The organism is Thalassoglobus polymorphus, from assembly GCF_007744255.1.
GTDB lineage: Bacteria > Planctomycetota > Planctomycetia > Planctomycetales > Planctomycetaceae > Thalassoglobus > Thalassoglobus polymorphus.
The window spans coordinates 3,780,267-3,794,265 of sequence record NZ_CP036267.1 but is presented as its reverse complement, the minus strand read 5'-3'; the positions used below and the strand labels follow the sequence as shown (position 1 = coordinate 3,794,265).

8 protein-coding genes are annotated in these 13,999 nt (G+C 49.9%); 5 read left to right on the top strand and 3 right to left on the bottom strand.

Annotated elements, in window-relative coordinates:
• Nucleotides 1-208: 208 nt before the first annotated feature.
• Together Mal48_RS13675 and Mal48_RS13670 are read left to right on the top strand one after the other, a co-directional pair.
• Nucleotides 209-1,417, top strand: a complete 1,209-nt coding sequence (locus tag Mal48_RS13675) for a cofactor-independent phosphoglycerate mutase (protein WP_145200409.1) — start codon at nucleotides 209-211, stop codon at nucleotides 1,415-1,417.
• Nucleotides 1,418-1,534: 117 nt separating this feature from the next.
• On the top strand, nucleotides 1,535-2,101 hold the full coding sequence (locus Mal48_RS13670; RefSeq protein ID WP_145200406.1) for a cytochrome c oxidase subunit 3: 567 nt from the start codon (nucleotides 1,535-1,537) through the stop codon (nucleotides 2,099-2,101).
• A 108-nt stretch (nucleotides 2,102-2,209) separates the two neighbouring features.
• Here Mal48_RS13670 and Mal48_RS13665 read toward each other — a convergent pair whose 3' ends face one another.
• Complete coding sequence (locus Mal48_RS13665) at nucleotides 2,210-3,049, bottom strand: hypothetical protein (RefSeq protein WP_145200403.1); 840 nt, start codon at nucleotides 3,047-3,049, stop codon at nucleotides 2,210-2,212.
• Nucleotides 3,050-3,298: 249 nt separating this feature from the next.
• Between Mal48_RS13665 and Mal48_RS13660 the strand changes: the two genes are divergently transcribed.
• The 3 genes from Mal48_RS13660 (at nucleotide 3,299) to Mal48_RS13650 (ending at nucleotide 11,297) form a co-directional block, all read left to right on the top strand.
• Nucleotides 3,299-5,374, top strand: a complete 2,076-nt coding sequence (locus Mal48_RS13660) for a CehA/McbA family metallohydrolase (RefSeq protein ID WP_145200400.1) — start codon at nucleotides 3,299-3,301, stop codon at nucleotides 5,372-5,374.
• Nucleotides 5,375-5,591: 217 nt separating this feature from the next.
• Nucleotides 5,592-9,623, top strand: coding sequence for a DUF1553 domain-containing protein (locus Mal48_RS13655; protein WP_145200397.1), 4,032 nt, complete (start codon nucleotides 5,592-5,594; stop codon nucleotides 9,621-9,623).
• Nucleotides 9,624-9,890: 267 nt separating this feature from the next.
• The gene (locus Mal48_RS13650; RefSeq protein WP_145200394.1) at nucleotides 9,891-11,297 is read left to right on the top strand and encodes a DUF1501 domain-containing protein; all 1,407 of its coding nucleotides are present in this window, start codon (nucleotides 9,891-9,893) and stop codon (nucleotides 11,295-11,297) included.
• A 96-nt stretch (nucleotides 11,298-11,393) separates the two neighbouring features.
• Here Mal48_RS13650 and Mal48_RS13645 read toward each other — a convergent pair whose 3' ends face one another.
• Nucleotides 11,394-12,404, bottom strand: a complete 1,011-nt coding sequence (locus Mal48_RS13645) for a succinylglutamate desuccinylase/aspartoacylase family protein (RefSeq protein ID WP_145200391.1) — start codon at nucleotides 12,402-12,404, stop codon at nucleotides 11,394-11,396.
• Nucleotides 12,405-12,510: 106 nt separating this feature from the next.
• Nucleotides 12,511-13,854, bottom strand: coding sequence for an MFS transporter (locus Mal48_RS13640; RefSeq protein ID WP_145200388.1), 1,344 nt, complete (start codon nucleotides 13,852-13,854; stop codon nucleotides 12,511-12,513).
• Between the last annotated feature and the right edge of the window lie 145 nt (nucleotides 13,855-13,999).

Here is a 13,999-nt window from a genome sequence, read left to right as displayed (position 1 = left end):
AGAGTTCTCGGAATCGTGAAATGAGTGGCCCACTCAGCTGCAACGGTGCCGAGGGCCTATCAGTTTCATTTCAGAGCAAATTGCTACAATGGAAGAGTTCTCTGCATGGCTGTCAGGAAACTTCGTCGATTCATAGATCCATGTTGGGGTGCAGACTGCCCCCCGCCGATTATCGTTAAGACTCTGAATGTCTCTGAATGTGAATAAAATGAAATACGTACTCGTGATTCCCGATGGGTGTGCTGATGAACCGCAAGCCTCTTTAGGAGGCAAAACTCCGCTTCAAGCTGCCAAGACTCCGAATATGGATGCCATCTCGAAGGCTGGGATTATCGGCCAGACCGATAACGTCCCGGAATCGATGCCATCGGGGAGCGATGTCGGAACGATGAGCCTGTTTGGTTACGATCCGCACGAATTCCACACAGGTCGAGCACCGCTTGAAGCAGCAGCCCAGGGGATTGAACTTTTTCCGGGAGATTGGGCGATTCGTTGCAATCTGGTGACAGTCGAAGATGGGAAGATGAAAAGCTTCACGGCGGGGCAAATTTCGAATGACGTCGCGGCTGAACTCGTCGGACTCATGCAGAAGCAAACCTGCGGAAGTGAACACTGGAAATTCTATCCCGGTGTCAGTTATCGAAACCTGTTGGTCTACCGTGCCCGTGGCGGCAAGGCCCCGTTCGCAGATGACACATATACTGTCCCGCCGCATGATATCACTGATCAGCCGATCGACGAGTCTCTGCCAATGGGATCTGGTGGGTGCGACTTGCGAGAGTTAATGGAGAAAAGTGTCGAGCTTTTTGCGGAGTGCGAATCGAATCAGAAGCGGACGGAAAACGGTGAGTTGGCTGCCACGCAGGCGTGGTTATGGGGGCAAGGCTCTCGGCCAAATCTGGAACCGTTCATTGAACGCTACGGAGTCCGAAGTGCCGTTATTACCGCCGTCGATTTGTTACGCGGGATCGGCAAACTCCTCGGCTGGGATGTGATCGAAGTTGAGGGGGCGACTGGATATCTCGATACCGACTATGCTGCCAAAGGGCGCGCAGCGATTGAAGCTCTTCGAGGCGATCTCGATTTTGTGGTGGTCCATGTCGAAGCGACGGACGAAGCATCTCACGAAGGTCATGCTGATGCCAAAGTCAAAGCGCTCGAGGAGATTGACGAGAAGATCGTCGGTCCGGTTCATGAGTACCTGAAATCGACGGGTGAATACAGGATCCTTGTTTGCCCTGATCACCCGACCTTCTTGCGGACCAAAACGCACAGCCACGGATATGTCCCGTTCACAATGTGTGGAGCAGGGATCGAAAGCAAAAACGTCCCGTCGTACGATGAAGTCCAAGCTGCCGCATCCGGTGACACCATCGACAACGGATATGAATTGATGGGCCGTTTTTTGAAGAAGTAGCAAAGCTGAACAGTTCAAAAAATTTGAGCACTATGCGACCGGTGATTCATCGGTGTAGAACGCAGAGACGCATGAGCCACGAAGGGAGCTGAATTGAGTTCGAGGCACTTCCCACCAGTGCCATCACGGAATGCCGAAGGTCTCAGTCGCCAGGCGCTGCAGTTCTTTGGGCTGTCTCTTCTTGCGCTCACTGCCTCTGGAGTACTGACATGGATGTTGATCCACTGGATCGGAAAACCGGCTGAGGTCCGGGAGTTTCGATTTCCCCCTGCATTTGCAATCAGTTCGCTGTTGTTACTTTGCGGCTCTTGTTCGTTGCACAGTGCTGTTCAATATGTCAGCCAGGAAAAGCAACTTCAATTTCGTCGACAACTGAAAATCAGCATGGTTTTGGGAGTGCTGTTTGTCGGGATTCAGACCTACGGAATATGGTCGATGTTTCCGACTTATCGAGGTCCAGAAGATGCATCTGAAGGCGTTCTCGGATTTGTTGTCTCCTTTGCGTCGCTCCACAGCCTGCATTTTTTCATTGCTTTGATGTTCGTCGCCTTCGTCATTGTCCGCAGCAAGTCGGACCGGTACGACCACGAGTACAATTGGGGCGTCCGTTTTTGTGCCTGGTTCTGGCATTTCCTCGGAGTCGCCTGGCTGGCAATTCTGGCAATCTTTGCGATCGCTTTGTGATTCGCAAATAATAAGGTCATCGAACCCGAAGATGTCAGTGTCGATTTCTATGGCATTTTCGAATTGACGTTCGCGTTCTATACGGGCACGACAACCATTGGAATTGCTCTACGGTTTTGCAATTCGCTTTAGTTGAATGGCGTTGAACATGGAATAGTTGCTGCCATCGCGCTTACTGGTGATCGTCATTTCAGAACCTGGTTCGACTTCGGCAACGTAGCGAACGTACTGGTTTTCATCTTGGAATTTTTTGCTGCGGAAATTCCAGGTGCCATCGTTGAGAGTTGTTTTTCCGGTCAGTTTGACCGAACCCGATTCAACTTCGATGGCAGCGTTCTGGTTTGGGGCATCACCATGTGCGAAAACGTAGACTTCGTAGATGCCGGCGGGGAGATACTTCAGCGACACCGACAAGTCGACGCACCGACAGTTGTGATAAATGTAGCCATGATAGATTCCGGTGTCTCCTGTGATTCCCCATTCGCCATCGTTTTCTGAGACGTTCACTTCGATGTCGGACTCCGTTCCATCGGCGAAGCGGACCTGCTGAAGTTTTTGCTGTCCGTAGTCAATGAAGTTCCATTGGTCATTTGACGATCCGACCGCTCCATTGAAATCCCCCTCTTCGGGATCGTAAGCAAAGTTGAAGTTCAAAAGGTTCTTGGTCGCCTTCACTTTCGATCGTCGAGGTTTTTTTTGAACGCCACTTTTTTTCTTGGCGTTGACTGTGGGCTTTTTGACCTCTTTGATTTGTTCAGAATTGGAAGTCTGTTGGGGCTGTTGTATTGGTTGAGAGGCAATCTCGGCAACTGAAATATTTACAGCCTGATTATCCACCGTCTGAGTATTCACAGTCTCTTTTTCAGAGGCTGGTTGTTCTGCAACTGCAGGCAAGCCAGCAAGGATGAATACCAATCCACACAACGAACTTTTCAGTTGATTCCTCATCGCTCTCTCCCGAATTGCTATCAAGTGGTTCATGATCGTTCTACGGAGAGTTGAGTATTTGTTCAGGATCTGCGCTGTTGTGCAGAATCGCAACCTCATACCCAAGTCCGTCCCTGAATAATGTCTTAGGATGATTCGTTGCCGCAACCTCACTTTGAGGACTCTGACAAGATTCTTACAATCATTTCAAAGCCATCAGCCCTCGTTTAATGCACCGGCTTGGTCACTTCAACACTACTGAGTTTCATTATGTCTTTCGAGATCGGTCGTTTGCCCTTCCTGCTTCTGGGGTTGCTTTGCATTCCAGTTCATGCAGAAGAATCAGCCTCTTCCAAGTTACAGTTGATTCGCAGTGGAGAGACGCGGGAATGGGATTTCTTTCCTGAGGGCGAATATGATTCTGTGTACACAATGGACTTCGAGGTTGATGACGACGCTATTCCTGTGACGTTGCAACTCTCGCAACAGCAGGTGAAGCAACGCTGGAACGTTGAAATCAACGGCAAAAATATTGCGACATTATCTCGTAATGAAAACGGGATGGTCGTTTACTTTGACCTTCCTGCCGAAGTCCTGAAAGAAAGAAACAGGTTGGAGATCAAAAATGGAGAGCGAAATCCGCGAACAGGTGACGATATTTTGATTGGGCGAGTCAAGTTTTTGAAACAGTCAAAAGCAGATCTCCTCAATGAAGCAAAAGTGACAATCACAGTCACCGATCAAGTGAGTCGCGGAAAGCTGCCAGCTAGAATCACCATCCTGAATGAACGGGGCGAACTGCAAACAGTCGGTGCAGAATCAAACTCGACGATGGCAGTTCGCCCCGGGAGTCTCTATTCCAGTACCGGCGAAGCGACGTTTGGTTTGCCTGCTGGGAATTACAAAATTTATGCAGGACGGGGCTTCGAGTATTCACTCGATACTCACGATTTAAGAGTTCGAAACGGAGACGACGTAAAGGTCTCACTGGAAATCGAACGACAGGTTGATACGTCAGGCTACGTCGCCTGCGACACTCACGTTCATACGCTGACACACTCCGGTCATGGTGACTCAACGATTGAAGAGAGAATGATCACTCTGGCAGGTGAAGGAGTCGAACTGCCAATTGCGACCGATCACAATGTGCATATCGATCACGCTCCGTTCGCTGCCGAGATGAACGTCTCTCAGTATTTTACCCCGGTCGTCGGAAACGAATACACAACGTCGGTCGGTCACTTCAATATTTTTCCTGTGAGCGTCGATCAGAAAGTCCCCGATCGCCAACTGAAAACGTGGCCGGAAATTTTCAATGAGGTCGAGAACAAAACTCAAGCACAAGTCGTCATTCTCAATCATGCTCGAGATCTCCACAGTCGATTCACTCCGTTCGGTCCTGAGAATTACCTTTCGATCGTCGGTGAATCACTGAAAGGGTGGCCGATTGGGTTCAACGCAATGGAAGTGATTAATTCAGGAGCGACCCAAACAGAGCCGTTGGAATTGTTTCACGATTGGATGAACCTGTTGAACGCGGGCCATGAAATTACTCCGGTTGGGAGTAGCGATTCTCACGATGTCGCACGTCACTTCGTTGGACAAGGGAGAACTTACATTCAGTGTGCCGATGAAAATGTTGGAAGCATCAACATTGAAGAGGCTGTCAACGCTTTTTTGCGAGGTGATGTCGTCGTGAGTTATGGGTTGTTTACGACGCTTCATATTGAGGACTTTGAATCCGGCGACAACGAGAACAAGGATAAAATCGTCCTCGCTGTCCAAGTTCGCAGTCCGGATTGGATTCATCCTGCGGAGATCAAAATTTTTGCTAACGGGCGAGAAGTGATCTCAAAAGAGATCTCAGAGATCGAATCAGCTGAGATGAGCGAAATAGAGGCGAACATGAGGTTTGTGCTACCTAAGCCAACGCATGATGTCTGTTATGTTGCTATCGCGACCGGTCCCGGAATTGAAGAACCGTACTGGCGGACCGCTTTGCCGTATCAACCGAAAACGGTTCAGTCCAGAACCTGGACACTCGGATGCAGCGGAGCGAAATGGTTTGATGCCAACAAAGATGGAGAAGCCACTTGCGCACGTATCTACGCGGAAGAGATGATGAAAGAGAGCGGGGGAGACTTGAACGTCGCTATGAAAAAACTGCCACGGTATGACGCCGCTGTCGCCAGCCATGTGGCTCATTTGTACCTGAAACAGGGAGGTTCAGTGGAATCCGCAGAGTTTCAAACAGCGTTGAAATCAAAGAGCCCGGTCATTCAGATTGGATTTCAGGAATACCTGCGAGCTTGGCGAGAATCAGAAATTGCCCGCGTGAAGCAGTAAGCTGCGAGCACCAAAATTGGATGATCCTGTTCTCAAGCTTCGCTCATTCAGTTATCTTCTCTGGTCTCTTCATTGTCCGAAGCTTGCTTGAATCCGAATGCTCCAAGTGAATTATTTTAGTGATGTACAGATTCTGCTTCGTGAAGCGAAGTCTTTGAAGTCATAAGGATGATCTTCAGGGGCACAGCTGGCACGAAAAAATAATAGAGTGAATTGAATGAAAATAACTTGGTGCTGCTTTACGATTCTTTCAATAGTTGCGACTTCTGTTCGGGCAGCTGACTCTCCGCTCACGATGCAGGAACTCGAATTCTTTGAGACGAAGATTCGCCCGGTCCTCGTTGAAAAGTGTGAATCCTGCCACAACAGCATCGACACAGCTGAGGCCGGATTCGTTCTTGATCATCGTTCCGCCTTGCGACAAGGCGGACAATCGGGGCCGCCGTTTGATTTCAAGTCCCCAGAGAAGAGCCTGTTCATTAAAGTGCTGCGTCATGAAATCGATGAGTTGAAGATGCCGCAAGGGGAGGATCGTCTCAGCGAAGAGGTTATCAACGACTTTCTCAAATGGATTAAACTTGGCGCTCCTGATCCACGTCAATCTGCCCCAGCGGGTGCAGCGAATATGAATGTCGCGACGTGGGAAAATACTTTGAAAGAACGTAAGAAATGGTGGAGCTTCCAGCCGATTACGAAGCCCGCTGTCCCACGGGTTCAAGACGAGTCCTGGTCAAGTCATCCGATCGACAAATTCATTCAGCGACGTCTCGAAGAAGCGGGGCTGGAGTTAGGGACCGTTGCAGATCGTCGGACACTGATCCGCCGTTTGAGTTTCGTTCTTAGAGGACTACCTCCTACGGTCGAGGAGACTGAAGAGTTCCTCAAGAATTCGAACCCTGCTGCCTACGAAGAACTCGTTGATCAGTATTTAGCATCACCCGCATTCGGAGAACATTGGGCTCGGCACTGGATGGATCTGGTTCGATACGCTGAGTCTCACGGGAGTGAAGGTGATCCGACAATCCCAAATGCCTGGAAATACCGCGACTATCTTGTTCGCGCATTCAATGCAGATATCCCGTACGACCAATTAATTCGAGAGCATATCGCGGGTGATCTCCTACCAGAGCCGAGGGTGAATTCAAAGCTGGGATTGAATGAATCAGTCATCGGACCGGCTCATTGGCGAATGTGTTTTCATGGCTTCGCACCGACCGATGCACTCGATGAAAAAGTTCGATTTACTGACGATCAGATTAACGTTTTTTCGAAAGCATTTCTCGGATTAACTGTTTCCTGTGCACGTTGCCACAATCATAAATTCGATCCGATCAGCCAGGCCGATTACTACGCAATGTTCGGAGTTCTCGGTTCCACACGTCCGGGAATTCTAGACGCAAGCTTTACTCCCCAACAACATGAACTGCAGGTGCAACTCAAGCAAATCAAGCGTGACGTACGAACCCTTGTCGCAGACAACTGGTTGAAATCGTTAGACGGTTTCTCTAAGCGGGTACAGCAAACTGCTTTGCAAAAGAAAGCACCTCAAGAGGTTGACCTGCTCTCCCCCTTTACCGCGTTGAATCAAGGTGCTGAGGAGTTCGGCAATCTGGTGCGAGAATCGCAGTCGCGGCAAGAATTGGATCTTCCACCGGGGAGTTCTGCTTGGGATTTGACGAATCAAACGGACTTTGAGAAATGGTTTGCTCACGGAAATGGAACTGCAAACGAACCGGCTCGTGCCGGCGATTTTGCACTCTTTGCAGATGGAGAGAGAATATCGCCACTTCTGCCTGCGGGTGTCTATTCGCATCTGCTTTCGACAAAACATCGCAATATTTTTTCTTCCCCAAACTTTGAATTGTATGGCGAATTTGAGCTTTGGGTTCAGGTCGCCGGGAATGGTCAGTCGTTGCTCCGGTATGTTGTGCAGAACTATCCTCGCCGTGGAAATGTTTATCCTTTTACGACTCTGAATGACGGGAAGTGGCGATGGCAAAAATACGATCTGACTTATTGGGACGGAGACAGTCTGCATATTGAGATCAACACAGCCCCCGACACTGCCGTCCTTGTAAAAGATGTCGACCGTTCCTGGTTCGGTATTCGCAATGCCGTATTGGCCCCCAAAGGGACTTTTCAGCCTCCGCTTGAAGCCGCTGCTTACGATGCGGTTTTTCGAGATCAGGGATCAGTCAAAATCACAACTGCAGAAGAACTCAGTGATCGATATGTAATCGCACTGCGTAAGGCGATTCATAGCTGGAAAGCGGATGAGGCGAGTGAAGCACAAGTACGTTTGATCGAAGCTTGTCGAAAATTGAAACTCCTGAATTCGCTGGACGATCAGGATTCGGAACTCGCAGCTCTTCTGCGCAAATATCAACAACTTGAAGAGTCGATTCCTCTTCCGAATCGTGTTCCGGGTCTACTTGAAGCGGACGCTGCTGACCAGGCGTTGTTCATCCTGGGTAATCATCATCAACCGGGGGCAGTCGTCTCCCGACGATTTCTGGAAGCGATCGACCCGACACCATACGAAACCGAATTGAGTGGACGACTTCAGCTTGCGGGCGATCTCGTTCGGGAGGACAATCCGCTCACGAGTCGGGTCGCTGTGAATCGTCTCTGGCATTATCTTTTTGGGGCGGGGCTTGTACGAACGGTGGACAACTTTGGTCAGTTGGGAGAGAAGCCTTCGCATCCCGAGTTGCTCGATGAACTGGCGGTTCGATTTCGAAACAACGGGTGGTCAATCAAATCGTTAATACGTGAAATCGTCCTGACAAAAACATGGCAACTGAAATCCTTACCGACAGCGAAATCGCGAGATATTGATCCAGAGAACCGGTTGCTTTCACACGCCAACATTCGGCGGCTCGAAGCTGAGGTGCTGCGTGATTCGCTATTGTCAATCTCTGGAGTTCTCGACAAGAAAATGTTCGGGCGACCTGTTGGCAATGCCACGAAAATCCCACGACGAAGTCTCTATTTGTCAGTTCGTAGAAATTCGCTAAATCCATTTCTAGAGACGTTTGATTTCCCTGTCCCTTTCGCCACGAAAGGTCGTCGGGATATCACAAATGTCCCCGCCCAGTCACTCACCCTTTTGAATGATCCATTTGTCATCGCGGCAGCAAAGCAGTTCGCAGCACAAACTCTTTCGAAGAGAGATGCTGACCGGGTGAACTCTGATCGAATGAACATTAAAAGAATGACTCTGGCAGCACTCGGCCGTCCTCCGAGTGAAACAGAATTGAGCTCAGCTGAAAATTATCTGAAGCGATCACGGGGGCTCTATCAAGAGGCCCTTGCGCAGCATCAGCAAATCGAAAATGAAGTGAAAGCTCTTTCTCAGGAGATCTCTTCAATTCTGACACCGACTCGTCAACGGCTGGCGACAGCAAAGCAAACGGGGCCCCAGTCGGAAGTTCCAATTGGCGCCCCGATTGCTGAATGGACCTTCGAAAAAGATTTTCAGGACAGCATTGGAAATCTACATGGTAAAGCAAAAGGAGGGGCGAAAATTGAGGATGGAGCTCTCATTCTCGACGGGCAGAGTCATGTTGCTACCACTCCAATTGAAGTGGCGATCAAAGCGAAAACTTTGGAAGCAGTTGTCCAACTGACAAACCTTGATCAACGCGGCGGCGGACTTGTTTCAATTCAAGATCTTTCCGGGACATATTTTGATGCCATAGTGTTTGGGGAACAGAAAGCCGGGCATTGGCTTGCAGGGTCAAACAATTTCGCCAGGACGCTTCCATTCGCCGGAACAGCGGAAACGGAAGCCGCCGAACGGCCGGTTCATATTGCCATTACCTATGCTGAAGATGGAACAATTCAGGGCTTTCGAAATGGAAAACCATATGGAAAATTGTATCGGAAGAGCGAAGCGTACCAGTTTCAGGCAGGCAAAACCCAAATCCTCTTCGGTCTTCGCCACGGCAATCCCAGTGGAAATCGATTGCTCTCCGGGAAAATTCTGGAAGCGAGATTGTATGACCGAGCTTTGAATCCAGATGAAGTCCAAGCGATTGCAAGCGGGAAGGCCGGTTACGTTTCTGACCGTGAAGTTCTCGCAGCTCTTTCTTCTCAACAACTTGGAACAGTTCAAAACTCTCAGAAGCAGATTGAGCAACTGCAGGCAGAATTGGCTCAACTCGGTAAGCCACCAGAACCAGATCAGGAATGGGCGGACTTTGCACATGCTTTGTTCAATCTCAAAGAATTCCTGTACATCCAGTAGAGAACAGAAGAGTGAGGGAAAACCGATAAGCCATTTTTTAGAACTGGTCCTGAAACCTGATATTGCACACTCAAATGTTGAGGCAAGCGGCTATTCCAGAGGTTTTCGGACTGGTTATAGAGCATCTTTCGAATTGGTTTGCAGGATCTGCCTCGTAGAGAGAAGTTCATGTCGTCATAAAAGTGGCCTTTCCGGGCAAGACAATCATTAAAAATGCTCTATTGAAACCAAGATCCAGTTTTCAAGAATTGCGAGAGTGAGTTCAACATGTTTCCACAAATTTCACGACGTCAGATCTTGCAAGCGGGCTCATCCGGATTTGGATGGTTGGCGATGTCGCAACTCTTGCATGAGGCCAGTGCAGCGGAGGTTCAGGGAAATCATCATTCAGCCAAAGCAAAGAATGTCATTTTGTGCTACATGTCCGGTGGGGTTTCGCACATTGACTCCTTTGATCCGAAGCCACGTTTGCAAAAAGAAGCTGGCAAGCCGATGCCTGTGAAAGTTGAACGAACACAGTTCAACAATAACGGCAACATTTTTCCGAGTCCGTTTTCGTTTAAGCAGTATGGGGAATCAGGAATTCCTGTGAGTTCGATGTTTCCCCATGTCGCAGAGTCGGTCGACGAACTTGCGGTCATCCGCTCGATGACGAGTACTGTGAACGAGCATGCTCAAGGGAACTTCTTCTTCCATACTGGATTTCCTTTCATCGGACACGCCAGCGCTGGTGCTTGGATCAACTATGGACTCGGTACGGAAAACAAAAATGTTCCCGGGTATGTCGTTCTGAAAAGTGGAGGATCAGGTGTTCCACATGGAGGAGTCGGACAGTGGAGCAGCGGCTATCTTCCAGCTCAGCATCAGGCGTCCATTGTTCAGATCGACGGGGCTGAGTCGGTTGCCAATATTCGTCCTCGTGAAGCAGACGTCATTCAACGAGAGCGTTTGTCGCTAATCTCGAATCTGGACAAACAGTTCTCCAAGCGAGTCGCGCACGATTCACAAGTCGAAGCTGCCATCCGCAATTATGAAACTGCTTATCAGATGCAGACTGCGATTCCGGAACTCGTTGACTTATCGACAGAATCAAAGTCGACACAGGAAATGTACGGCATTTTTTCGGACAATTCGCAAACTGCTGGTTATGGAAAGCAGTGTCTGCTCGCCAGAAAGTTGGTTGAAAGCGGCGTGCGTTTTGTCGAACTGACTTGCTTGCCGCAAACTCCCGGAGGAAGTCAAGCCGCAAACCCCTGGGATCAACATGGCCGGTTGGAAGTGGGACATCGCAACATGGCGATGCAGGTCGATCAACCGATTGGTGGGCTTCTTAAAGATCTCAGATTGCGTGGTTTGCTGGACCAGACGATCGTAATCTGGGCCGGAGAATTCGGGCGAACTCCTTTCTCACAAGGATCGGATGGACGGGACCATAACGCTTTCGGATTTACAGTCTGGATGGCTGGTGGAGGAATCAAAGGGGGCACTATTCATGGCGCGACCGACGAATATGGATACCATGTGGTCGGGCAGAAACGGACCATCTACGATCTCTGGGCGACGGTCCTGCATCAGATGGGAGTCAACCATGAACAACTGACTTACCGTTACAGTGGCCGGGATGTTCGTCTCACCGACGTGCATGGGCACGTGATTCACGAGATCCTTGCTTAAGCATTTCCAATGCATTTCTCGTCCGTGTAGTACGTTCTCACAAGTCCATACACTGATGCTACGAGGCAGATTGCGAATGCGATTTCGTAAGCTGCTTCACAGCGAGTTTATGTCGACCTCTTGTGCTACGACAATCACGCAATCTCCTTGCTGGGTTAAGCAGGGAGAACGCATGGTCATCAAATATCCTGTACTGCGAGCGATGAGTTGTTCAGGCTCGCGATCAGGGCGTTCCATGTGATGGATCAGGCCGACGCAGTCTCCTTTTTGAACTTTTGTTCCCAGCTCAAATTTCACTTCAAAGATGCCCGACTCGGGAGCGAGAATGTAATCTTCAGCGTCGAGTGCCTGAGTGAGAATTGTAGGAGGCTTACCGAGACTTTCGCGGGTTTGTTCTTCTCCATGAATGGCTCCGACGTGGATCAGCACGTTCTTCAGGCCCGATTCTGCAATCTGGTGAATGTGTGCCGGGACCGCCTCACCTCCGCCAAGTTCCGTCGTGACCACGAGCTTACCCTGATTCTCCGCTTCAACCGGGAGCAGGCCTGTGCCGGCGATGTCGGCGTAAAGAAACGCAAAGTCTGTATTCCAGGCAAGCATGGCAGCGAGCATCTTCTGTCGCTGTTCTTTGTCGTCCACCAGGTGCATATGGGCACACGGTTCGAATTCCATGCTTCGCCCCCCGGAATGAAGATCGATGACGACATCGCTCATTGGAAATAAAACAGTTGTCAAATAATGAGCGATTTGGCTGGTGACGCTCCCCTCAGGTTCTCCGGGAAAGGAGCGATTTAGATTCTTCCCATCCAGTGGAGAGAGGCGGGTTGCAGCCCGTGCAGCAGGAAAATTCAACGATGGGATGATAATGATTCGACCGGTGACCATTTCGGGAGTAAGTTCACGGGCGAGTTTCATCGCTGCGATTTGTCCCTGATATTCATCTCCATGATTTCCGCCCATCACGAGGACTGTCGGACCTTCGCCGGAAGCGACCGTCGTGATGGGGATCATCACATTGGCCCAGCCTCCGAGGTTATGTGAGTACGGAACACGAAGGAAACTCTGCTGCTTTCCCGGGGCTTCGAAGTTGAGTGTATTGATGACCATTTTCGTTCTTTCAGGTTGAACTGTTTTGTCGTGACAATCATTTTGAGTAAGTCAAATTCAGCCCCAGGAGGTAAGAACAGGCCCGGCCTCCTGCGAGTTCCATTGCTTAGGCTTCAGCAGGGATGCTTTCATCAGGAACATCTACGCTTTTGGTGCAATCGACCATAAGCCAGCAGATGCCGGCTCCGATGTAAAACACGCCGACAATGATGAACATGGGAGTGAAGTTCGTGTGGGTGACTGCTACCCCATCGACCATGGTACTTGTGGAGTAAATATCAAGGAGCGGTCCGAAGATCAGCGGCATGATGAATCCTCCCGCGTTTCCAGCGGTATTCACGATGCTGAATACAGTCGCAGAAAAACGACCACCAATATCGGTCGCTGTGCCCCAGACAGTCGGCTGAGTCCAGTCAGTAAAGAACTTCACAAAGAACAAGCCGACCGCCACACGTTCGGGAGTCGGTTGACTGATCGCAACAAACAGAGCTGCCGCAGCCAGAGACTTCGCAACAAACCCAACTAGCGAACGCCCCCAACGGCTGCCCAGACGAGGGATCAACCAGTCGTTCAGGATTCCGCCGACGACTCCTCCAACAGCTCCGCCGACCAACGGGAGGCTCACCATCCAACCCAGGTCCGTCATCTTTTCAACGCCCAGCGACTTGAAGAAGCTTCCAAGAATCAAGGTGTAAACGACGTCAGCTCCGGCATTCATGAACTGCTGGACAACCATGATCCGCAAGCTGATATTCTTCAAAGCGACCTTGGCTGAAATGACGTTTCGTGAACTTGTCGAAACTTTTTCATCTCCACGAATCAAATTCCGTTCCGCTTCATTCGTATGAGGATCGTCCTCTGGAGTGTTCCTGAAGTAATAGAGAAAGAGACCGGCAAACACGATTCCGGGGATCGACATCAGGACGAGTGCCATTCTCCATGAGAACCCGCAGAAACCCATTAAGATTGTACCCATCAATATTGACGAGAACGCCGCTCCGCCTCGACCGAAGAAGCTTGCGACCCAACCCTGAATTTGTGTTCTCCCTGATCGCGGAAACCATGTTCGGGTGACTTGTCCCAATGCTGGATAGGTACCGGTCTGGGCAGCTCCGAAGAGTAAACGAACACTCCCCAGCCCCAGCAAATTTCCCGTGACTCCGTGTAACGGAAGTGTGATTGACCAGATCAGGATAATCACAAACAAAAAGATGTGCGGACCGAACATATCGATCACGACTCCACTTGGAATCGAACCGAGAGTGTATGTCGCATAGAACGCAGTCCCGAGTCCTTCAAGGGCGGTGTTGCTAAGGCCATATTCCTTTTGCAATTCCGGGCGAATTAAATTCCATGCATAGCGATGTGTGTACAGAAAAAACGATGTCGCCGAAGCCAGCCAAAAAACGAGGTGACGTCGGTTCGTTGGCGCTGTGCTGTTTGAGTCCATCGTTTTGCTGTCTCTCTGTTGGAAGGTACATCAGTCGTTCTGTGGCGATGATTCTCAATGGGCGAACTCACCACTGTGAGAAGTCGTCAGCGGACTGTTCGGGCAAATGTTTTCATGCTCTCGTATTCATAAAATGGCTGTTCAC